The 21393-nt window shown below is 51.0% G+C and carries 20 protein-coding genes; 10 read left to right on the top strand and 10 right to left on the bottom strand.

What is annotated here, in order from left to right:
- Positions 1-254: 254 nt before the first annotated feature.
- From AB8809_RS12010 to sodC, 6 genes are read left to right on the top strand one after another with little or no spacing between them, the layout of a single operon-like run.
- Positions 255-734 carry a nuclear transport factor 2 family protein gene (locus tag AB8809_RS12010; RefSeq protein WP_015840328.1) on the top strand — a complete coding sequence of 160 codons (480 nt, stop codon included), beginning with the start codon at positions 255-257 and terminating at the stop codon, positions 732-734.
- Positions 731-1447 carry an SDR family NAD(P)-dependent oxidoreductase gene (locus AB8809_RS12005; protein ID WP_349855923.1) on the top strand — a complete coding sequence of 239 codons (717 nt, stop codon included), beginning with the start codon at positions 731-733 and terminating at the stop codon, positions 1445-1447. Before AB8809_RS12010 ends, AB8809_RS12005 begins: the two co-directional genes overlap by 4 nt.
- A gap of 12 nt (positions 1448-1459) precedes the next feature.
- On the top strand, positions 1460-2728 hold the full coding sequence (locus tag AB8809_RS12000) for an FAD-dependent oxidoreductase (protein WP_349855922.1): 1269 nt from the start codon (positions 1460-1462) through the stop codon (positions 2726-2728).
- Complete coding sequence (locus tag AB8809_RS11995; protein ID WP_015840331.1) at positions 2721-3446, top strand: DUF1365 domain-containing protein; 726 nt, start codon at positions 2721-2723, stop codon at positions 3444-3446. The genes AB8809_RS12000 and AB8809_RS11995 overlap by 8 nt, the downstream gene beginning before the upstream one ends.
- The gene (locus tag AB8809_RS11990; protein WP_349855921.1) at positions 3443-4672 is read left to right on the top strand and encodes a cyclopropane-fatty-acyl-phospholipid synthase family protein; all 1230 of its coding nucleotides are present in this window, start codon (positions 3443-3445) and stop codon (positions 4670-4672) included. Before AB8809_RS11995 ends, AB8809_RS11990 begins: the two co-directional genes overlap by 4 nt.
- 56 nt (positions 4673-4728) lie before the next feature.
- Positions 4729-5253 (top strand): superoxide dismutase [Cu-Zn] SodC, encoded by a 525-nt coding sequence (sodC, locus tag AB8809_RS11985; RefSeq protein WP_349855920.1) that lies wholly within the window; start codon positions 4729-4731, stop codon positions 5251-5253.
- A 55-nt stretch (positions 5254-5308) separates the two neighbouring features.
- Here sodC and AB8809_RS11980 read toward each other — a convergent pair whose 3' ends face one another.
- Positions 5309-6628 carry an ABC transporter substrate-binding protein gene (locus AB8809_RS11980; protein WP_349855919.1) on the bottom strand — a complete coding sequence of 440 codons (1320 nt, stop codon included), beginning with the start codon at positions 6626-6628 and terminating at the stop codon, positions 5309-5311.
- Positions 6629-6748: 120 nt separating this feature from the next.
- The gene (locus AB8809_RS11975; protein ID WP_015840335.1) at positions 6749-8044 is read right to left on the bottom strand and encodes a Gfo/Idh/MocA family oxidoreductase; all 1296 of its coding nucleotides are present in this window, start codon (positions 8042-8044) and stop codon (positions 6749-6751) included.
- Positions 8045-8549: 505 nt separating this feature from the next.
- Between AB8809_RS11975 and ogt the strand changes: the two genes are divergently transcribed.
- The 3 genes from ogt (at position 8550) to uspE (ending at position 11257) form a co-directional block, all read left to right on the top strand.
- The gene (ogt, locus tag AB8809_RS11970; protein WP_181828561.1) at positions 8550-9083 is read left to right on the top strand and encodes a methylated-DNA--[protein]-cysteine S-methyltransferase; all 534 of its coding nucleotides are present in this window, start codon (positions 8550-8552) and stop codon (positions 9081-9083) included.
- Between the two features lie 288 nt (positions 9084-9371).
- On the top strand, positions 9372-10118 hold the full coding sequence (gene fnr / locus AB8809_RS11965) for a fumarate/nitrate reduction transcriptional regulator Fnr (protein ID WP_010274971.1): 747 nt from the start codon (positions 9372-9374) through the stop codon (positions 10116-10118).
- A gap of 188 nt (positions 10119-10306) precedes the next feature.
- Entirely contained in the window at positions 10307-11257 is a 951-nt protein-coding gene (gene uspE, locus AB8809_RS11960; protein ID WP_336710439.1) for a universal stress protein UspE, read from the top strand.
- 134 nt (positions 11258-11391) lie between these two features.
- On the opposite strand, the gene pntB is transcribed toward uspE, so the two are convergent.
- Both pntB and pntA read right to left on the bottom strand, forming a co-directional pair.
- Positions 11392-12780, bottom strand: coding sequence for a Re/Si-specific NAD(P)(+) transhydrogenase subunit beta (gene pntB / locus AB8809_RS11955; protein ID WP_180778974.1), 1389 nt, complete (start codon positions 12778-12780; stop codon positions 11392-11394).
- A gap of 10 nt (positions 12781-12790) precedes the next feature.
- Complete coding sequence (pntA, locus tag AB8809_RS11950; RefSeq protein ID WP_182100255.1) at positions 12791-14320, bottom strand: Re/Si-specific NAD(P)(+) transhydrogenase subunit alpha; 1530 nt, start codon at positions 14318-14320, stop codon at positions 12791-12793.
- 583 nt (positions 14321-14903) lie between these two features.
- On the opposite strand from pntA, the gene ydgH reads away from it, so the two are divergent.
- Complete coding sequence (gene ydgH, locus AB8809_RS11945; RefSeq protein WP_349855918.1) at positions 14904-15857, top strand: DUF1471 family protein YdgH; 954 nt, start codon at positions 14904-14906, stop codon at positions 15855-15857.
- 107 nt (positions 15858-15964) lie between these two features.
- Here the strand turns inward: ydgH and kdsA are convergent, their stop codons facing one another.
- The 6 genes from kdsA to hemA all read right to left on the bottom strand — a co-directional run bounded on the left by kdsA (position 15965) and on the right by hemA (position 21331).
- Positions 15965-16819 carry a 3-deoxy-8-phosphooctulonate synthase gene (kdsA, locus tag AB8809_RS11940; RefSeq protein WP_349855917.1) on the bottom strand — a complete coding sequence of 285 codons (855 nt, stop codon included), beginning with the start codon at positions 16817-16819 and terminating at the stop codon, positions 15965-15967.
- Positions 16820-16894: 75 nt separating this feature from the next.
- Entirely contained in the window at positions 16895-17704 is an 810-nt protein-coding gene (gene sirB1, locus AB8809_RS11935; protein ID WP_015840342.1) for an invasion regulator SirB1, read from the bottom strand.
- 2 nt (positions 17705-17706) lie between these two features.
- A complete protein-coding gene (locus AB8809_RS11930) occupies positions 17707-18108 on the bottom strand; it encodes a SirB2 family protein (protein WP_181844951.1) in 402 nt (133 codons plus the stop codon).
- A gap of 5 nt (positions 18109-18113) precedes the next feature.
- On the bottom strand, positions 18114-18959 hold the full coding sequence (gene prmC, locus AB8809_RS11925) for a peptide chain release factor N(5)-glutamine methyltransferase (protein ID WP_256553343.1): 846 nt from the start codon (positions 18957-18959) through the stop codon (positions 18114-18116).
- Positions 18959-20041 carry a peptide chain release factor 1 gene (gene prfA, locus AB8809_RS11920; protein ID WP_015840345.1) on the bottom strand — a complete coding sequence of 361 codons (1083 nt, stop codon included), beginning with the start codon at positions 20039-20041 and terminating at the stop codon, positions 18959-18961. The genes prmC and prfA overlap by 1 nt, the downstream gene beginning before the upstream one ends.
- Before the next feature lie 33 nt (positions 20042-20074).
- Positions 20075-21331: a glutamyl-tRNA reductase gene (gene hemA, locus AB8809_RS11915; protein WP_015840346.1), complete on the bottom strand. Its 1257-nt coding sequence runs from the start codon at positions 21329-21331 to the stop codon at positions 20075-20077.
- Between the last annotated feature and the right edge of the window lie 62 nt (positions 21332-21393).

Genomic DNA, 21393 nt, shown 5'->3' with positions numbered 1-21393 from the left:
CGCTCAATTTACCGCTACCGATCTAAAAAACATGGCGTGACATTGTCACCAATTTTGCGCCATGTTTCCTTCCTTCTGCCACATTCTTCCCTCCTGCTGTGTTTATCGCCCACAACCGTTCCTCAAAATCTTATTTGACGAACGATGGATTCAATCTATACCTAAGTTGATGACTTTCAATTAATAAGCGTTGAGTTCCTCTATCTGTTAGCCATTTCCATTGTGTGGAATGGGTGACCTTAACAGGAGTGGTTATGACGATAGAAAAAACGCGCGAAGAAGCCAATATCTCGCTAGAAAACGGCGAATACGCGCCTATTTTGCTGAAAATAAGGGCTTTCTATCGAGAACTGACCGCTGAGGGGTTAACGGAACTCGGTGATATTTATCATCAGGATATTCATTTCATCGATCCCGTTTCCAGCCATCATGGGCTGAGTGCCTTGCATCGTTACTTTTCTCATTCACTCGAAAATCTGAGCTATTGTCAGTTCGATATCAGCGATATCCACACCTTTCGCGGCGGCGCAACGATGTTCTGGACAATGCACTATGCCCATCCGTCGCTAAAGCATAATGCGCCGCTGACGCTAGCGGGCTGTAGCCACCTGCTCTTTGCTGACGACAAAGTTATCTACCACCGTGATTATTACGACATGGGCGCAATGCTTTATCAGCATGTTCCCTTGCTGGGTTCGTTAATCCGTTATCTAAAATCGAGACTTCAGGCATGAAGCGCGTGTTGATTACCGGTGCCAGTTCTGGAATCGGTCAGCAATTGGCACTGGATTATGCCCGAGACGGCTGGGACGTCGTCGCCTGCGGGCGTGACGAACAGCGGCTCCATGCATTGACTGTCGCCTTTCCAACCATTCGTACAATGGCATTTGATATGACGAACCTGGCCGAGACGCAGCAGGCATTAGGCGGTGTTACCGCCGATCTGGTGATTCTCTGCGCGGGGACCTGTGAATACCTGGATAACGGCGTCGTTGAAGCAGAAAAAGTCAGTAGGGTGCTAACAACCAACGTAATCGGCCCGGTGAATTGTCTGTCGGTACTATTGCCACAGCTTGCCAGCCATAGCCATCTGGCGTTGGTGGGGTCGACCGCCAGCCTTGTTGCACTGCCAAGAGCAGAAGCCTATGGCGCGTCAAAAGCGGCACTGGCCTATTTTGCCCGCAGTCTGTCGCTGGATTTGCAAACGCGTGATATCACCGTGTCGCTGATCCTGCCCGGTTTTGTCGATACGCCACTGACTGCACGCAATGACTTCCCGATGCCGATGCTGATTTCCGTGTCACACGCTTCGGAGGCAATTCGTCGCGGACTGGCAAAGAGAAAACGCGAGATCGCCTTCCCTCTGCGCTTTGCGCTGTTGCTCAAATGCGTTTCTGTACTTCCACAATCGTGGCAACGTTTCCTCACCAGCCGGTTAGTAAGGTAAAAGGTAACCAGTATGAAGATTGCCATTATTGGCAGCGGCATTTCCGGCCTAACCTGCGCACTCAAATTATCGGATCGCTTTCAGGTCTCGGTATTTGAAGCGAACGATTATTTGGGTGGCCACACGGCAACGGTCGATGTGGTTCAGGATGGCGTGACCTATGCCATCGATACGGGATTTATTGTCTATAACGAGCGGACCTATCCCCATTTTATTGCGCTATTGGACGAACTGGGGTTAACCGGCCAACCCACAGAAATGAGCTTCTCGGTGAGTAATCCGGTTTCGGGTCTGGAATATAACGGGCATACGTTAAACACGCTGTTCGCCCAGCGCGGCAACCTATTTCGCCTCAGTTTCTATCGTTTCATTGCGGAGATTGTGCGCTTTAACCGCGTGTGCAAGCGGTATCTTGCCAACGGCGATTATCAGGGGCTGACGCTAAGCCATTTATTGCAGCAGGAAAAATTCTCACCATTTTTTGCCCAGCACTATCTTTTGCCGATGGGTGCAGCGATCTGGTCGTCGTCGCTTGAGGATATGCGACATTTTCCTCTGTCGCTTTTCCTGACCTTCTTTAACCATCATGGGCTACTGGATTTGGTCAACCGCCCTCAGTGGATGGTGGTACCTGACGGTTCACGGGAATATGTACAGCGTATCGCAGAACGTATCCACGATCGCGCGACGATCCACCTCCACACGCCAGTCATTCAGGTAACGCGGGATGACGCAGGTGTTACCGTGCATACCGCCGCGCAGGCGTATCGGTTCGATCAGGTTATTTTCGCCTGCCATTCCGATCAGACGCTAGCGTTACTGGAAACGAGTACGCCCGATGAGCAGCGCATCCTCGGCGGCATCAGCTATCAGCCTAACCACGTCATTTTGCATACCGACACTCACCTTCTTCCCCATAACCGGCGGGCATGGGCGAGTTGGAATTATCGTCTGCCAGTCGATCAGGCGTTTAGCCGTGCACGTGCCTCCGTCACCTACAATATGAACATCCTGCAAAGTATTCGCTCATCAACCACGTTCTGTGTCTCGCTGAACCCTCAGCAGGATATCGACCCGGATAAAATATTGTATCGCACGATTTATCATCACCCGGTCTTTACTCAGCAGACCACAGAGCACCAACAACAGCGTGAGCGTATTAATGGGCACAACCGCAGCTGGTTTTGTGGTGCCTATTGGTACAACGGCTTTCACGAAGATGGCGTAAAAAGCGCGCTGGATGTCGTTAGCCAGCTTCACCAGAGCATGCAATATGAATAGCGCGCTGTATGTGGGTAAGGTTCGCCATCGACGCTTCACGCCCGTTACGCATCGCTTTGACTATGCGCTATTCATGACGTTAATCGATTTAGATGAAATTCCCGCCTTGCCACACGTGGGGATCGCCCTGGAGCGTTTTGCTCCTGCGTCATTTTGTCGCGGTGATTATCTGGGCGGTGGCGATATCAAAACCAAGGCACAAGATCGGATTGCGGAACTGACTGGGGAACGCCTCACGGGGAAAGTGTTGTTGCTATGCCAACTACGCTATCTGGGCTGCTATTTCAACCCAGTCAATTTCTATTATTTGTACGATGAGCATAACGAACTACGCTGGTTATTGGCAGAGGTGCGTAATACTCCGTGGAACGAACGCCATACTTATGCCGTCGTCCCCGATGGTTCTACACCTGTCGCCAAAGCGTTTCATGTGTCGCCTTTTAACCCGATGGATATGGTGTACCACTGGCGGCTCACACCGCCCGTCGATCGTCTGAGGATCCACATCGAGAATCACAGACAAGGACGCGAGTTTGATGCCACGCTGCTGTTGCACCGTCAGCCGCTCACTCGCGCCGCCCTGCGCGCTCAGCTTTGGTCTCTGCCGTTAATGACGATGAAAACCGCCTGCACCATATATTGGCAGGCTTTGAAACTGTGGATTAAACGCTCGCCCGTTTATCCCCATCCGCAGTCTGGAAAGAAGGATACCCCATGAGCTCAACGCAAACACAAGTGGTTCGTCGCCCGAGCGATATCGCTCGCTATACCCGAGCCCGAAAAGTGCTATTTCTCCTGCTTAGCCGAATAGAAGGCGGAGGGTTACGTCTTCGTGAACCCGAAGGCCATGAAACGTTATTCGGGGATCGGCACGCGCCCCTGCAAGGCGAAATCACGATACACCATCATCGCGTTTATCGCCGGGTATTGCTGGGAGGAAGTATTGCTGCTGGAGAAAGTTATATTGATGGGGACTGGAGCGCCACGAACCTCACGCCCGTTCTCCAGCTTCTGGCGCAAAATCAGGCGCTGGTAGATACGCTTGAAACGCGTTTTGGCTGGTTGATAGCGCCACTTCATCGGTTTATCCACTGGTGTCGCCGTAATCGGCCACAACAGGCGCAGAAAAATATCGCCGCCCATTACGACCTGGGCAACCACTTTTACCGTAGCTTTCTCGATAGCGAAATGCACTACTCCAGCGCCTGGTATCAGCACCCCAACATGACGCTGGAAGAAGCACAGCAAGCCAAGTTGCGTCGCCTCTGCGAACAGCTGGCACTGCGCGAAACGGATCATTTACTGGAAATTGGCACCGGCTGGGGAGGATTAGCCGAACTGGCCGCGCGTGAGTATGGTTGCCATGTCACCACGACCACGTTGTCACAGCAGCAGTATGATTACGCCGTTGAGCGCATTCAGCAGGCAGGCCTAAGCCATAAGGTGACGGTGCTGTTGCAGGATTATCGTACTTTGACGGGTCAATACGACAAGTTGGTATCGGTCGAAATGATCGAGGCAGTAGGCAAAGCCTATTTACCCACCTTCTTCAAGCGCTGCCAACAATTGCTGCGTCCACAAGGCCGCATGGTGCTTCAGGCCATCACAATTGCCGACCAGCGTTACAGTCGCTACTGCCGCAATGTGGATTTTATCCAACGCTACATTTTCCCTGGCGGTTTTCTACCCTCAATTACCGCGATGACCACCACCATGACACGGCATACCGACTTTATCACTCGCGATCTGTTTGATATTGGTCAGGATTATGCCAGAACGCTCAGCGAATGGCGGCAGCGCTTTTATCAGCAGTGGCATACGCTGAATGCTCAGGGCTTCGATGAACCTTTCCAGCGCCTGTGGGCGTTTTACCTTTGCTATTGTGAAGCAGGTTTTCGCGCACGCACCATCAGCACGGTACAGCTCACCGCGGAAAGGCCATGAGTAAAAAGCATCGCGGTCGTCCTTTCTTTACACTCAACCCTAAGAGGCAAAAGACAATGAAACTGAAGGCACTCATCCTGACAGGCGTGTTCTTTTCCTGTTCCACCTTCGCAGCCAGCACCACAGTGACGCTGAATGAGGCGCTGCCAACGGGCGCTGGCAGCAGTATCGGTGAGGTATCCATTACGGAAACACCGTACGGCCTGCTTTTCACGCCGAACCTGAAAGGACTGAAAGCGGGTATTCACGGGTTCCACGTGCATGAAAACGCCAGCTGTGAACCTGCTGAGCAGGATGGTAAACCAGTTCCCGCGCTAGCGGCGGGCGGCCATCTTGACCCGAAAAAAACCGGTAAACACCTTGGCCCTTATGACGATCAGGGACATTTGGGTGATTTGCCCGGTCTGGTTGTGAATGCCGATGGCACAGCAACCTATCCTATTCTGGCTCCGAGGATAAAATCATTATCTGAGGTAAAAAATCACGCGTTGATGGTTCACGTAGGCGGGGATAACTATGCTGATACGCCGGCAAAACTGGGCGGCGGCGGTGCCAGAATGGCGTGTGGTGTGATTAAGTAAGGTATCGCACTCCGAGCGTGCGATGCCATACGGCATCGCACATTAACCACGGTGGCTATCGAATCGCACGTTTTAATATGCGGTTAGCGCCGTTGAGGAAGTCATCGGCCACCTTATTCACCTCTCCATTACCGTAATCCAGTTTTTGCAGACTGGTCGTCCACAGCTGAACCAGCTCCTGATTTTCCATAAACGGTGAAACAGGCACCTTAGAGGCAGGTTGTTCCGCCGCGGCGCGATAGGCATTTGCTAACAGGTTACCGGGATTGATCACGCCAATATCTTCCAGCAATTTTTGTGCTTTCGGATTAGCTGGCATCCCGTTTTGCAGTCCAAGCGCTTTCACGCCTTCAGGATTACTGAGCATAAAACTCATCAGCATCGCCGCTTCTTTAGGGTGCTTACTGTTCTTGCTGATCGCAAACAGCGAAGACGGTTTGCTCGTCAGCCCTGAATCTTTGGCGTTTGGCATGGTGATGAACGGCCCGGTTTCCAGCACCACCTCTTTCGGCATATTGCTGGAATAGGTGTAGATGGCCGAATCCCACAGGTACATACCGGCTAACTCACCGTTAATCCACGGACGAATCTCATAGACATTAGTGCGCCCGAACGACGAGAAATAGCGCTGGTCGGGGATCACATGGGAATCAACCAGCTTTTTATAAAAACCGAAGAGTTCACGCATCTGATCGCGGCTGTAGGCGATGCTCTGCTTCTTCTCATCAATGAGGTCGATACCGTATTTCTGAGCCATGTAGCTACGGCCGAGAGTGAGGATATCCAACACATCACTTGCACCCTGGGCAACGCCAAGCGGGTAATAATTGTCGCCCAGTTTTTGTTTAAATACCGGACCGGCAGCAAACAGTTCGTCCCAGGTTTTCGGGTAGGCAACACCCGCTTTGTCCCAGGTGGCTTTGTTGTAAATCATGCTGCGGGACGTCATCGAAATCGGAAGACCTTGCAGCTTCCCTTTGACATCCGAGGTTTGCAGGTAGTTAGGCGGGAAATCTCCCAGCGTCAGAATCTCTTTTTGCTTATTCAAATCATAAAAGCCGTCGCCGTTACGGGAAAACTGCGGCAGCCAGTTCCAGTCAATACGAATAACATCCGGTTCCTGCCCGCCAGCCATCTGGGTTGACAAGCGGGAAAGATAGCCGTCCCAACCGGCATATTCGGCCTTGACGGTAATAGTCGGATTGGCTTTTTGAAACGCGTTAATCGCTGCGAGTGTCGCCTCGTGCCGTTGGTTGCCGCCCCACCAGGAGATGCGGATCTCGGCAGCATCAGTAGAATGAGAAAATGTCGCGCCGAAAGGAAGCGCAGCACAGAGCAGGAGTAGGTGAGATAATGTGTTCCGTGTTTTCGCCATAATAAAACCCTTATAATAGTATTCGGAGGTTTCCACCTGTCTGCCGATATGCAGGCAGGCAGACAGGTACTACGGATGCGGAAGCGTTTTCTGCCTGCAATATTCAGGCAGATACTCTGATTAATTCCCTCTTTTCAGGTTAACGGCCAGTTCGCTTATTTTCACTGGCAGTTCGGTGCGTAATGATCGATTGGCCGCAATGCCGGTTAGAATAGACATCGCCCCATCACGATAATCTGCTGCACGATGTAATGGATCGGGTTCCGGTGTACCAAACAGATCGTTTAACATGACCTGATCGCCGCCGCCATGTCCGCCGGCTTTAAATTCAACGGGCACGACATAAGGCTCATCAAACATCGGATAGATCTTTATTTCACATTCATTCAGCGCACCTTCATCCTCTTTTTGTCCGCCTCCGTTTACGTAAGATTTTTCCACCAGTTTCATTTCCAACCGGCCCTTGCTGCCATTAAATACTACGTTCAGCCCTTCCCAGGGCAAATACGCGTTGAGTGAGTACGTCATAATGGCTTTGCTCTTATAACGCACCATTACACCCAGTACATCTTCAATATTAATTCCATCATCAAATACGCTTTTATCGCGGTAATAGCCATCTTCATGTTCGGCGTCTAAATATAATGCGGTAAGCTGCTCGCTTTGATTCATATGTAATGCAAACGGATCGTTTTCTGCCGCCGCGCTATTATGTGAACGTGAATAAAATTCTGTAACCCCGCGCGCTTCGGCATTCGCTTTGCCGTAAAAACGCAAATCACCTTGCGCATAGACCGTTTCCGGTTCGCTATTCAGCCAGAAATTCACCAGATCAAAATGGTGCGTAGATTTGTGCACCAACAGCCCACCACTGTTGCGCTTGTCACGGTGCCAACGACGGAAATAATCGGCCCCATGCTCAGTATTCAACAGCCACTCAAAATGAACCGAATAAACTTCGCCAATCACCCCTGCGGCGATCAGTTCACGGACTTTGCTGTGATGCGGAGCGTAGCGGTAATTAAAGGTCACCCGTAATTTACGGCCGGTACGGTTAATCGCATCGATAATCGCCTGACATTTCTCTTCATCGATCGTCATCGGCTTTTCACTGATGACATCACAGCCTAATTCCATTGCACGGATAATATAATGATGATGCGTCCGGTCCAGCGACGTCACAATAACCACATCGGGTTTGGTTTCCGCGATCATCTGCTCAAACTGTTCGGCGCGATATGTCGGCACATTATCGTGTCCATATTTATGGACAATCTGGTTGGCGTAATTCATTCGGGTCTGGTTTGTATCACAAAATGCAACAAACAACCCCTGATCCTGATAATCCCTGGCAATTGACTCCAAATAAAGGCCTGCGCGGCCCCCCGTTCCCACAACGGCATATTTCTTTTTCATTCTGCGCATTTCCTCCAAATAACGTCGGGCACATAGCTATTCGTACATAAAACGCCTGTGCCATAAAAAATAGAGCATACCAACATCGTTCACCTTCATATTATTGCCATGCGAGGGTGTTATCTGGCAGTAGGATAAAGATTGACATGCTCCATCTCTCATAAATACAAATTGAACATTTACTATATTACTGTTTGATTTTATTGGTAATGTTAGATGCAATTTATCCCACACACCTCACATTGCATGCGCATCGATCTTCCTAAGTGCTCATGCGCCAACAGAATTCTCCCCACATGACGTCCCCATTCATGCAAAGCCCTGCAATTCTTGCCAGGTTGAGATGCAGAAGCGACACAGGGTTACGATCGTGATGGCTTTCTCTTTTCTTACCACCCTGCGTGACATACCTCGCATTTTATTTTCAATCCACCTGAGGATGCCGGATAATCGGCACGTAACTAATGAGAGAAGCAAGAAAGCGACACGCGCGTAAGGAATCACTATGCAGACTTTTTTTCAGGACACCATGGCAACGCCGCTCGGGGAGTTATTGATTATTGCTGATGAAAATAATCATTTGCGTGCCGTCGAGTGGCGCGAGTATGAAGACGATTTATTTCGCTCGCTCAATCGTAGTTATCGAAATGATCCCTTTTCGTTGCAGGCGCGTCATAATCCCGGCGGTCTGACAGACAGTCTGCAACGCTATTTTGAGGGTGAATTAACGATTATTGATACGCTGCCTGTGGCTTCCATAGGGACTGAATTTCAACAGCAAGTCTGGCGGGAATTACGCCGCATTCCCTGCGGAGAAATTACCACGTATGGTGAACTCGCGACGCTGTTGGGACGCACTGGGGCAGCACGCGCGGTCGGCATGGCAAACGGCTCAAACCCAGTCAGCATCGTGGTTCCGTGCCATCGCGTCATCGGTACTGGCGGTGCGTTGACGGGCTATGCTGGCGGCATTCACCGTAAACAGTGGCTGTTAGCTCATGAAGGGTATTTACCTCAACAGCTATTTACACTTGACTGAATAGCTTACCGTTATAATTTTTTTTGCGCTTCCGAAACGCAGAAATGCCCTGCCGAATTGCTTATCGCCGTAAGCAATTCGGATTAATCAATGTGTTAACCGTTCGGTAACGTAATGGAAAAAAATATTATCTCCGGCGGGCCTTATATATCGGAATATTTTCCAGCAAAATCGAAAAATTATAGTTAGTTCACTATTTATTGGCCTATTCCAGTGATTGCCGCTCTTATCACAGCCGATAAAAGCTGTTAAAATTGACCAATATCAATTATTGCCTGAGCAAAGCCTATGATCCCGGAAAAGCGAATTATTCGACGCATCCAGTCTGGCGGTTGTGCAATCCACTGTCAGGATTGCAGTATCAGTCAGCTATGCATCCCTTTCACCCTGAATGAACACGAGCTCGATCAGCTCGACAACATCATTGAAAGGAAGAAGCCTATCCAGAAGGGGCAAGCGTTGTTTAAAGCAGGTGATGAACTGAGATCGCTGTATGCCATTCGCTCTGGAACAATAAAAAGCTATACCATTACGGAGCAAGGCGACGAGCAGATCACCGGTTTTCATCTCGCCGGTGATTTGGTGGGCTTTGATGCTATCGGTACCGCTCAGCATCCGAGTTTCGCTCAGGCGCTGGAAACGTCAATGGTCTGCGAAATTCCGTTCGAGACGCTGGACGATCTCTCCGGGAAAATGCCTAACCTGCGCCAACAGATGATGCGCCTGATGAGCGGCGAAATCCGTGGCGATCAAGACATGATTCTGCTGTTGTCGAAGAAGAATGCTGAAGAACGTCTGGCTGCGTTTGTCTACAACCTCTCCCGTCGTTTTGCCCAGCGTGGTTTCTCTCCACGTGAGTTCCGCCTGACTATGACGCGTGGTGATATCGGCAACTATCTGGGGCTGACCGTTGAAACCATCAGCCGTCTGCTGGGGCGTTTCCAGAAAAGCGGCACGCTGGCGGTAAAAGGGAAATACATCACGATCGAGAATCTTGATGCGCTTTCTGAATTAGCCGGCTCATCACGTAAGTAATCTTTACTGCCTAACTCGTTGACGCTGCCACTTTTTCTACCGTAGCAGCGTCAACACCTTTCCCCTTCCCGCCTCATCCGTGATATTTCCTATTTTGTTATTCTGCTGCGTATCTCTGTTGTCCAAAACGATTCCATTGCGGTACTCTTGATTAACAGGCTGTGGAGTAACAGCTGTTTGGAGGAGCTATGGCAAAGTATCAGAACTTACTGGTAGCTATTGACCCAAATCAGGATGACCAACCAGCGCTGCGTCGGGCGGTTTACCTGGTTCAGCGACTTGGCGGCCGCATCAAGGCATTTCTGCCGATTTATGATTTCTCTTATGAAATGACAACCCTGCTTTCTCCCGATGAAAGGGTGGAAATGCGTCAGGGCGTTATCCAGCAGCGGACAGAGTGGATTGCCGAACAGTGCAAATACTACGTTGAAGCAGGCGTTCCCATCGAAATCAAAGTGGTATGGCACAATAAGCCCTTTGAAGCCATCATTCGGGAAGTAATTTCCGGCCAGCACGACCTGTTGTTGAAAATGGCGCATCAGCACGATCGGCTGGAAGCCGTCATCTTTACGCCAACCGACTGGCAATTGCTGCGCAAATGCCCTTGCCCTGTGTGGATGGTAAAAGATCAACCCTGGCCAACCGAAGGTCGAGCGTTGGTTGCCGTCAATTTGGCTAGCGAAGACCCTTATCACGATCCGCTCAATATTAAACTGGTATCGGAAACGCTGGAGCTGGCGAAGCAGGTTGACCAGACCGAAGTTCATCTGGTTGGTGCTTATCCCATTACCCCCATCAATATTGCCATTGAACTGCCTGATTTCGATCCCAGCGTCTACAACGACGCGATTCGCGGGCAACACCTTATCGCGATGAAATCGCTACGGCAGAAATTCGGTCTGGATGAACGTGTGACGCACGTAGAAAAAGGCCTGCCAGAAGAAGTGATTCCCGACCTTGCCGAACATTTGCAAGCGGGCGTCGTGGTGTTGGGGTCACTGGGCAGAACTGGCCTTTCCGCTGCTTTTATCGGAAATACCGTCGAGCATGTCATCGATCACCTGAAATGTGATCTGCTTGCGATCAAGCCCGATGATTTCGTGTCACCGCTGACGTTGGAAGACGGCGATAACAGCTGATTTCTTGTTTTACTTTATTCGAACCACCTAATGCCAGCCTCTCAGCGCTGGCATTATTTTTTGCAGCGGACAAACGATAAGACGCAAAAAAAGGGGCGATATTCGCCCCTTTCGTTTTCTACGTGCTGTCACACTTACAGTGCTTTCAGAATCGCCTCAACGCTGTCTTTGGCATCGCCAAACAGCATTTGTGTGTTCTCTTTAAAGAACAGCGGGTTCTGCACGCCAGCGTAGCCGGTATTCATGGAACGCTTGAACACGATAACATTCTGCGCTTTCCACACTTCCAACACAGGCATGCCTGCGATTGGGCTATGTGGATCTTCCTGCGCTGCCGGGTTAACGGTGTCATTCGCGCCAATGACCAGCACGACATCGGTATCGGTGAAATCGTCATTAATTTCATCCATTTCCAATACGATATCGTAAGGCACTTTCGCTTCAGCCAACAGCACGTTCATATGCCCAGGCAAACGCCCTGCCACCGGGTGGATACCAAAGCGAACGTTGATACCGCGCGCGCGCAGCTTTGCGGTGATGTCATGCACAGGGTACTGCGCCTGCGCCACAGCCATACCGTATCCCGGCGTGATGATGACTGAGGTTGAGTTCTTGAGCAAATCAGCCACGTCTTCCGCTGAAGCCTCACGATATTCCCCGACCTCTTCGCTCTCACTGGAGGAAACGCCGTCCGTACCAAAACCACCGGCAATGACGCTGATGAAAGAGCGGTTCATCGCTTTACACATGATATAAGACAGAATCGCACCTGAAGAACCTACCAGAGCACCCGTCACGATCAGCAGGTCATTGCTCAGCATAAAGCCTGCTGCCGCTGCCGCCCAACCGGAGTAGGAGTTCAGCATAGAGACAACGACTGGCATGTCAGCACCGCCAATCGATGCAACCAGATGCCAACCAAACACCAGTGCAATGGCCGTCATCAGAATCAACGCCAGCACCTGCAGCGCTACACTGCCCGTATTGACGAAAACCAGAAGCAGCAGGAAGGACACAACCAACGCCGCCAGATTCATTTTATGGCGATGAGGCAGCATCAACGGCTTGGAAGAGATCTTGCCGCGCAGCTTACCGAATGCGATAACCGAACCCGTGAAGGTCACCGCACCGATGAAGATACCCAGGAAGACTTCCGTCAAATGGATATTGACCATCACCGGATCGGTGATTTCGCCGTGATCGAGGAAACTGTTAAAGCCAACCAGCACCGCAGCCAGACCCACAAAACTGTGAAGAATAGCGACCAGCTCTGGCATTTCAGTCATTTCAACTTTACGCGCCAGATAAATACCGATTGACCCACCGATCACCATCGCAACGATGATCCAGCCAACGTTGCCAGAATCCGGTCCCAGAATCGTCGCGATCAGCGCAAGTGCCATCCCGCTGATACCGAAAATGTTCCCTTGCTGCGACGTTTCGTGCTTGGACAACCCGGCCAAACTGAAAATAAAGAGAATTGCGGCAACAATGTATGCAGCAGTTACTAATCCACCAGACATGTGTTACCCCTTAGTTTTTACGGAACATTTTCAGCATGCGCTGAGTCACGGTGAAACCACCGAAAATATTGATGCTGGCGATCAGTACGGCAATGAATGAGAAGAACGACACCCATCCGCCGTGGCCGATCTGCAACAATGCTCCGACAACGATAATGCCTGATATCGCGTTAGTGACTGACATCAATGGCGTGTGCAAGGCGTGACTGACATTCCAGACCACGTAGTACCCCACCACGCAGGACAGCGCAAAAACGGTAAAGTGAGACAGGAACTCTTTCGGTGCGGCATCAGCCAGCCAGCCAAACAGCAGAATAGCAATCGCGAGGAACGCGTATTTCTTCCACGGCGATGTCGGTTTGGCTTCTTCCTTCACCACGGCAGCGGCAGGTTTTGCCTGTTGTGGCTGCGCTGATACCTGAATTGGGGGTGCCGGCCAGGTGATTTCACCTTCTTTAATGACGGTCACGCCGCGAATCACGGTATCGTCAAAATCGACGTTGATTTCGCCGTTTTTCTCTTTGCAGAGCAATTTCAGCAGATTAACCAGGTTTGTGCCGTAAAGCTGTGAGGATTGCGTCGGCAGGCGGCTAGGTAAATCGGTATAACCGATAATTTTGACGCCGTTTTCCGTCACGGTGACGCGATCGGCCACGGTCAGTTCGCAGTTTCCGCCCGTTTGCGCGGCTAAATCAACAATCACGCTGCCGGGCTTCATGCTCAGCACCATGTCTTTGGTGATCAGTCGCGGTGCCGGTTTTCCGGGAATCAGTGCCGTAGTGACGATAATGTCGACTTCTTTCGCCTGTGCAGCAAACAGTTCCATTTCGGCTTTGATAAAGGCTTCAGACATGACCTTGGCATAGCCGTCACCACTGCCCGCTTCTTCTTCAAAGTCGAGTTCGAGGAACTCGGCGCCCATGCTCTTAACCTGCTCTTTTACTTCAGGGCGAGTATCAAAAGCACGAACGATAGCACCTAAGCTACCTGCTGCGCCGATCGCGGCCAAACCGGCTACACCTGCGCCGATAATCATCACTTTGGCAGGCGGAACTTTACCTGCAGCGGTAATTTGCCCGGTAAAGAAGCGACCAAACTCGTGGGCTGCTTCAACAATAGCGCGATAGCCAGCAATGTTTGCCATCGAGCTGAGCGCATCGAGTGACTGCGCGCGTGAAATACGTGGCACGGAATCCATGGCCATTACCGTCACCTGACGGGCTGCCAGTTTTTCCAGCAGTGCCGGGTTTTGCGCGGGCCAGATAAAGCTGACAACCGTACTGCCCGCACGGGTCAGCTCGATTTCGTCATCCTGCGGCGCATTCACCTTCAGGACGATATCGGATTGCCAGACTTCCGAACTGTCAACAATCGACGCGCCAGCTTCTTCATATGCCGCATCGTCAAAACTTGCCAGTTTTCCCGCTTCACGTTCTATCGAGACCGTAAAACCCAGTTTCAACAGCTGTTCAACCGTTTTCGGCGTCGCTGCTACACGGGCTTCATTGGCCAACCGCTCTCTTGGTACACCAATACGCATACTGATACCCTTTTCGCTTATTTTTAACGAAGGTTATTATTCTCACCCTACTCTGTTATACGAATTCGCCGAGACCTGCTGCACCCTGTATCCCCGCATTCACGCGGTAGGAAGAGGGTCTTATCATCTTCTTGCCACACGCTTTTTTTGGGGCGTCTCACTGTAGGCGAACTCATTTATAACGTACTGAAAATGTGATCGATGATCCATAAATAAAATGAATTTCACAGAAAAGCCGAGTTATCACAGGTTATGCCAGCCTTTCTTGGTCGAAAATCATGCTCTTCTCTGCCTTTTGTAGCATTATTACAGAAGTATTTTTCGGTGCTGTTTCACAAAAATGGTGTGTTACAAGGTTGTTAATGCGATAAATCACATAAATATCCCTTATGATGGCAAAACAATCATTAACCGTTATTATTAGCACTTTTCTTGTTCAGAGCCGAAGCATTACGGCTTTTCAGCACCGCTGAAAATGCTAAAGCACAAGAATTTATTCCGTGCGATAATCAGCCCTATTCCGTTACAGGTTGATTGCTATACCTTAAATAATTCGAGTTGCAGGAAGGCGAAAGGATTTTTTATGAAGCTGAAGACTACTGTTATTGCATCCACGTTATTGTTATCACTCTCGGCATTTTCAGCGCAGGCGGCACAGGAACTGACTCCTGAGCAGGCAAAATCCCTGCAACCTTTTGAACGAATTACGTTCAAGGGGCGTTTTAATGCGATCAATGAAGCGGTTGCCGCAGCCTCAACACGTGCAGACAAGTTGGGTGCAGAGTCATTTTATGTTCAGTCTATGACGGATGCTAATTCAGGCGAATCCTGGAATGTGACTGTCGATCTGTACCATAAAGATGCCCCTAAAGCGAAACAGAACGTGCAATATCGCACCGTCTACGGCGTAAAAGAATTGCCGAAAGATGCGGCTTATTTGCTAGAACCTTATGACACCGTTACGGTAAGTGGTTTATTCAGCACTCAGCCCGATCTGATCGATGCGATTGCAAAAGCGGCAAAAGAGAAAAATGCCGATTCGTTCTACATTGTGCGCCAAATCGATGTGAACTCGAATAGTGCGAACCAAAGGGCTACCGCGTTTATCTATAAAGCCGATGCGCCAAAACGCCAGCTTCAGAAACCTGATGCGATCCCTGCCGATTCTGATGCGGGTCGCGCTGCGCTGGCTGCCGGTGGTGCAGAAGCCGCGAAGGTTGAAATCCCTGGCGTTGCTTACTCTGATAGCCCTAGCCGCAGCGTGGGAAACTTCTTTGAAACACAATCTTCTAAAGGTGGACGTTACACGGTAACACTATCTGATGGCACTCAGATTCAGGAACTGAATAATGCTACCGCAGCGCAGATGGTGCCTTTCGACTCTATCCAGTTCCGCGGCAACTACACTAACGGCACTCAGATATCCGAAGCCGTTGCTAAACGCGCAGGCGAGAAAGGTGCCAAGTACTACCACGTCACCAGACAGTGGGAAGGCAAAGGCAACAACATGACGATAAGCGCCGATCTCTATAAATAACAGCGATTGTGCAGCGTTGTAGAAAACGACGAACGTTTATAAACACAAAAACCCGCGATATCGCGGGTTTTTTTACGTCAGTAATCAATCTTGCGGTAAATAGAAGATTACTTACTGGTATCCAGTTCCGGGAAGTTTTTCACCAGGTCGTCAATCGCTTTGATCTGTTGCAGGAACGGTTCCAGTTTATCCAGCGGCAGCGCAGATGGGCCATCGCATTTTGCATTTGCAGGATCCGGGTGAGCTTCAATGAATAGCCCCGCCAGACCAACAGCCATACCGGCGCGCGCCAACTCCGTCACTTGTCCACGACGACCGCTGGACGCCGCACCAAACGGGTCGCGGCACTGTAGCGCATGCGTCACGTCAAAAATCACCGGTGAACCGTTAGAAACCTGCTTCATGACATTGAAGCCGAGCATATCAACAACCAGATTGTCGTAACCGAAGTTGCTGCCGCGATCGCACAGAATGACCTGATCGTTGCCGCCTTCGATGAACTTATCGACGATATTGCCCATTTGTCCAGGGCTGACGAACTGCGGTTTTTTCACGTTGATTACCGCACCCGTTTTCGCCATCGCTTCCACCAGATCGGTTTGGCGCGCCAGAAACGCAGGAAGCTGGATGACATCAACCACATCGGCAACAGGCTGCGCCTGATGTGCTTCATGCACGTCAGTGATAATTTTTACGCCAAAGGTCTGTTTCAGTTCCTGGAAGATTTTCATCCCTTCTTCCAGACCGGGACCACGGTAAGAGTGAATCGAGGAGCGGTTAGCCTTATCGAATGACGCTTTGAACACGTAAGGAATACCCAGCTTCTGCGTGATCGTGACGTAATGCTCACAAATGCGCATCGCCAGATCGCGTGATTCAAGAACATTCATGCCGCCAAACAGCACAAAAGGCAGATCATTGGCGACGGGGATATCCCCTATCTTGACCACTTTATTCGTCATACTTTTACCTTCATGTCGGGAAATAAATTAACGCTGCATTACTGCAAAACGGGTTCTTAATGTAAGACTGTTTTTTTAATGCAAGACAATCTGTTTCTGCTCTATCGAGTGAATCTGCACTTTTATCATTTCACTCACTGGATCTTCCGGACACTGTTCAACAAAATAGTTGAGATCGGAAAGCGCAATGTGGTCGCAATCCAGTTGCGCATAAATCAGGCCGCGATCGCGAATTTCATACGGATCGTCCGGGTCAAATTGCAACACCGCTTCGCTGGCTCTTAACGCCAGCTCCATCTGTTTTTCTTCCATCAGTGCAACTTTCAACGTATCGAGCATCTTACGCACAATCAGGACGTTTTCCGCTTCATCCAGATCTTCATCCAGCAGGCGGGTTGATGGACCGATGTTACCTTTCAGCCAGACTTCCAACACATGTTCGCTCAGCGTATCGCCGTTTAATGGGTTGATCAGCCACATCTCTTCGTCGAGCCAGTCGGCACGCAGAATCAGCTGTGTTGGGAAAATGACTGGCATCAGCGGCAAACCCAGTTCATTGGCGATATGCAGGAAGATAACGCCAAGTGACACGGGCATGCCCTGACGCGATTCAAGTACCTGATCGAGCCACAGTGCATCAGACAGGCGATAAACGCCGCCCGCACCGCCGAATCCCCAGGTGTGATAAAACAGCTCAATCAGCTTTTCAAGCTGAAGATCTTGCTCAAGATCTTCAGGAATAGCGGATCGAGCGCTCTCAACCATCTGTTGCAGATTTTGCCGCACATCCTGAGCGGGAAAGTCGCGGCGAATAGCCTGTGAAACCAACACGACACCATCACTTAGCAGCGACTGGTTGAATTCAAAATCAGCAATAGCACTCATAATTATTCCATCAGCAACGGTGACTGAGTCAGTGCCAACAGCACGACCACACCAAAGCACATTAAAGCAGATACAAACGCCAGCCAGCGAACTTTCTGACTACGGGGGCGTTTCCCCAAGGCGATCGCGCCAAGAAGGATATAAATAATAACGCCAAACAGTTTTTCCGTCAGCCAGCTTTGCTCGGGAGTAAACGGATAAGTATGGCTAAGCGTGATTAAACCAATACCGCTGATTAATAACAAGGTATCGTTAATGTGCGGCAGGATTTTCACCCAACGCTGTTGCAGCAGCGTTGATTGCCGGCACAGCCAGAAAAAACGAATAATAAACAGAGAAATACTGATGCCAACCGTTGCCAGATGCAGATATATCGTGGCTGGGTAAAGAGTTATCACGTCCATTGCTCCTAATGAGTTGGGGCATCCAACCAGCGTCCTAACGACACGCGGTCATTACCACCATAGTCCTGACAAGTTTCTATTTGTGTGAATCCGCGTGCTTGTAAAAGCTGGCGCACAGCATCAGCCTGTTGCCAGCCATGTTCCAATAGCAGCCAACCACCGGCCGCTAAATAATGCGGGGCAGATTCAATAATGGTGCGTAAATCCGCCAATCCGTTGTCGGCAGCAATCAGTGCGCTGGCCGGTTCAAAACGAACATCGCCCTGCGACAGATGCACATCATCCGCATCGATATAGGGTGGATTACTGGCGATGAGCGCAAAGCGTGTTTGATCAAGCGGTGAATACCAGCTTCCGGATAAGAAATGGGCGTTATCGAGGCCCAATTGCTGGGCGTTTTTTGTTGCTAACGCGACGGCATCCGGTTGAACATCAACGCCCGTCACCCGGCAATCGCGTCGCTCACTGGCCAGCGCCAGCGCGATTGCTCCGGTTCCGGTACCCAAATCCAACACGGCACACGGCATTTGAGGCAAGCGCAGCAGTGCCTGTTCAACCAGGCACTCGGTATCGGGACGGGGAATCAGCGTCGCGGGCGACACAGACAGCGGCAGTGACCAGAACTCACGCTCGCCGATCAAATAGGCAATCGGTTCGCCCTGTTCGCGGCGAGCCAACAGTTCAGCTAACCGCTGCTGTTCAGCCGCGCTTAGCGCTGTTTCACCAAATGCCAGCAGGAACGTACGGCGCTTTCCGGTCACAAAGCCCAGCAAAATTTCCGCATCTCGCTTCGGACTTTCTCCCGCCGCAAGCCGTGCCGTCGCAGAGATTAACCAATCCTGATAGGTCATTATTCCTGCTCGGACAGCGCGGCAAGCTGATCGGCCTGGTATTCCTGCACTACTGGCTGAATCAACGTATCCAATTTTCCTTCCATGACTTCGTCCAGGCGGTATAACGTCAGGTTAATTCGGTGATCGGTCACCCTTCCCTGTGGGAAGTTATAGGTGCGGATGCGGTCAGAACGATCGCCACTACCGAGCAGGTTACGGCGGGTTGAGGCTTCTTCCTGCTGACGTTTCTGCACTTCTGCGGCACGAATACGCGCGCCCAACACCGACAGCGCTTTGGCTTTGTTCTTGTGCTGTGAACGTTCGTCCTGGCATTCCACGACAATACCCGTTGGCAAGTGAGTAATACGAATGGCCGAATCGGTGGTGTTAACGTGCTGACCGCCCGCGCCAGAAGAACGGAAGGTATCGATACGCAAATCCGCAGGGTTGATGTCCGGCAGTTCCGCTTCCGGCACTTCCGCCATCACGGCGACCGTACAGGCTGAGGTATGAATACGTCCTTGAGATTCTGTGGCAGGAACGCGCTGCACGCGATGGCCGCCGGATTCAAATTTAAGCTGGCCGTACACGCCGTCGCCGGAGATTTTAGCGATAACTTCTTTATAACCGCCATGTTCGCCATCGCTGGCGCTCATCACCTCAACACGCCAGCGGCGAGACTCGGCATAACGACTGTACATACGGAACAGGTCGCCGGCAAAAATCGCGGCTTCGTCGCCGCCCGTTCCTGCACGCACTTCCAGAAAACAGCCGCGCTCATCGTCGGGATCTTTCGGCAACAGCAGCACCTGAAGCTGTTGCTCCAACGCTTCAATCGTCGCTTTACCCTCTTTCAATTCTTCCTGCGCCATATCGCGCATTTCAGGATCGTCCAGCATCATTTCTGCGGTTTGCTGATCCTCTTGCGCCTGCTGCCATTGCTGGAAACAGCGAGTAATATCAGTGAGCTGAGCATATTCTCGCGACAACGCGCGAAAACGGTCCATATCAGCGATGACGCTGGGCTCACCGAGTAACGCCTGGACTTCTTCATGGCGTTCTTGTAACGCTTCCAGTTTAGCAACAATAGAAGGCTTCATGCGGGCGGTTAAATCCTGTAATAGAGATGAATGCTAGTCCAGCCCAAGGCTGTCACGTAAAATTTGTAACCGATTTTGGTCGCCGTCACGAGCGGCTTGCTGAAGGGATTTGGTCGGCGCGTGAATCAGACGGTTGGTTAAACGGTGCGTCAGTTCCTGAATCACCGCTTCAACGTCATTGCCTTGTTGAATGGCAGCCAGCGCCTTGGCCGTCATTTCCGCACGCAGCTCATCGGCCTGAGCGCGATAATCGCGAATGGTCTCCACCGCGGACTGCGCACGCAGCCACGCCATGAAGTCGGAACTTTCCTGCTGCACGATGGATTCGGCCTGCACCGCCGCCGCTTTGCGCTGCGCGAGGTTATGCTGAATAATCGCGTGCAGATCGTCCACGCTGTAGAGATAAACGTTCGGCAATTTGCCGACTTCCGGCTCAATATCACGCGGAACCGCAATATCCACCATCAGCATTGGCTGATTCCGTCTCGCCTTCAGCGTCCGTTCCATCATCCCTTTTCCGATAATCGGCAGCGTGCTGGCCGTTGAACTGATCACAATATCAGCCTGAACGAGCTGTTCATCCAACTCTGCCAGCGTGATGACTTCTGCGCCCACTTCCGTTGCCAGCGCCTGCGCACGTTCACGGGTACGGTTTGCGATCACCATTTTCTGTACGTTGTGTTCACGAAGATAGCGAGCGACCAGTTCAATGGTTTCTCCGGCACCGACCAGCAGCACCGTGACATCCGCCAGTGACTCAAAAATCTGCCGTGCCAGCGTACAGGCAGCAAATGCCACCGACACCGCGCTGGCACCGATATCCGTTTCCGTACGAACGCGTTTGGCCACGGTAAAAGACTTTTGGAACAACCGTTCCAACTCGCTGGACAGGGAATGACCACGCTGTGATTCGGCAAACGCTTTCTTCACCTGCCCCAAAATCTGCGGTTCGCCTAATACCAGAGAATCCAGACCGCTCGCCACGCGCATCAGATGACTAACAGCGGCATTATCCTGATGCCAGTAAAGACTGCCGTTGACGTCTTCCGGGCGCAATTGATGATATTCACACAACCAGCGAATCAACTGTTCACGCTGGTTTTCCTGTTCGTCAACGCTAAGATAGAGTTCCGTACGATTGCAGGTAGACAGCACAACGCCGCCCTGCACCAGCGGTTGCTGTAGCAGACTGTCGAGGGCCACTCCGAGTTTATCTGGTGAGAACACAACGCGTTCACGCAGAGAAACCGGTGCGGTTTTGTGATTAATACCAAGCGCAAGCAGGGTCATTAGGCTGTTTCTGAGTAATACCGGTCTTAGTATGGATTTCGTTTGAATCGCATTCTACTTGA

It is taken from the genome of Pectobacterium aroidearum (assembly GCF_041228105.1).
GTDB classification, from domain to species: Bacteria; Pseudomonadota; Gammaproteobacteria; order Enterobacterales; family Enterobacteriaceae; genus Pectobacterium; species Pectobacterium aroidearum.
This window is presented reverse-complemented; position numbering and strand designations above follow the sequence as displayed.

Coding starts and splice junctions, on each gene's coding strand:
- ogt (WP_181828561.1), top strand. CDS start 8,550: ATGCAGACTTTTTTTCAGGACACCATGGCAACGCCGCTCGGGGAGTTA.
- prmC (WP_256553343.1), bottom strand. CDS start 18,959: ATGACCTATCAGGATTGGTTAATCTCTGCGACGGCACGGCTTGCGGCG.
- AB8809_RS11975 (WP_015840335.1), bottom strand. CDS start 8,044: ATGAAAAAGAAATATGCCGTTGTGGGAACGGGGGGCCGCGCAGGCCTT.
- AB8809_RS11995 (WP_015840331.1), top strand. CDS start 2,721: ATGAATAGCGCGCTGTATGTGGGTAAGGTTCGCCATCGACGCTTCACG.
- pntB (WP_180778974.1), bottom strand. CDS start 12,780: ATGTCTGGTGGATTAGTAACTGCTGCATACATTGTTGCCGCAATTCTC.
- AB8809_RS12010 (WP_015840328.1), top strand. CDS start 255: ATGACGATAGAAAAAACGCGCGAAGAAGCCAATATCTCGCTAGAAAAC.
- sodC (WP_349855920.1), top strand. CDS start 4,729: ATGAAACTGAAGGCACTCATCCTGACAGGCGTGTTCTTTTCCTGTTCC.
- ydgH (WP_349855918.1), top strand. CDS start 14,904: ATGAAGCTGAAGACTACTGTTATTGCATCCACGTTATTGTTATCACTC.
- kdsA (WP_349855917.1), bottom strand. CDS start 16,819: ATGACGAATAAAGTGGTCAAGATAGGGGATATCCCCGTCGCCAATGAT.
- AB8809_RS11980 (WP_349855919.1), bottom strand. CDS start 6,628: ATGGCGAAAACACGGAACACATTATCTCACCTACTCCTGCTCTGTGCT.
- AB8809_RS11930 (WP_181844951.1), bottom strand. CDS start 18,108: ATGGACGTGATAACTCTTTACCCAGCCACGATATATCTGCATCTGGCA.
- pntA (WP_182100255.1), bottom strand. CDS start 14,320: ATGCGTATTGGTGTACCAAGAGAGCGGTTGGCCAATGAAGCCCGTGTA.
- AB8809_RS11990 (WP_349855921.1), top strand. CDS start 3,443: ATGAGCTCAACGCAAACACAAGTGGTTCGTCGCCCGAGCGATATCGCT.
- AB8809_RS12005 (WP_349855923.1), top strand. CDS start 731: ATGAAGCGCGTGTTGATTACCGGTGCCAGTTCTGGAATCGGTCAGCAA.
- fnr (WP_010274971.1), top strand. CDS start 9,372: ATGATCCCGGAAAAGCGAATTATTCGACGCATCCAGTCTGGCGGTTGT.
- AB8809_RS12000 (WP_349855922.1), top strand. CDS start 1,460: ATGAAGATTGCCATTATTGGCAGCGGCATTTCCGGCCTAACCTGCGCA.
- uspE (WP_336710439.1), top strand. CDS start 10,307: ATGGCAAAGTATCAGAACTTACTGGTAGCTATTGACCCAAATCAGGAT.
- sirB1 (WP_015840342.1), bottom strand. CDS start 17,704: ATGAGTGCTATTGCTGATTTTGAATTCAACCAGTCGCTGCTAAGTGAT.
- prfA (WP_015840345.1), bottom strand. CDS start 20,041: ATGAAGCCTTCTATTGTTGCTAAACTGGAAGCGTTACAAGAACGCCAT.
- hemA (WP_015840346.1), bottom strand. CDS start 21,331: ATGACCCTGCTTGCGCTTGGTATTAATCACAAAACCGCACCGGTTTCT.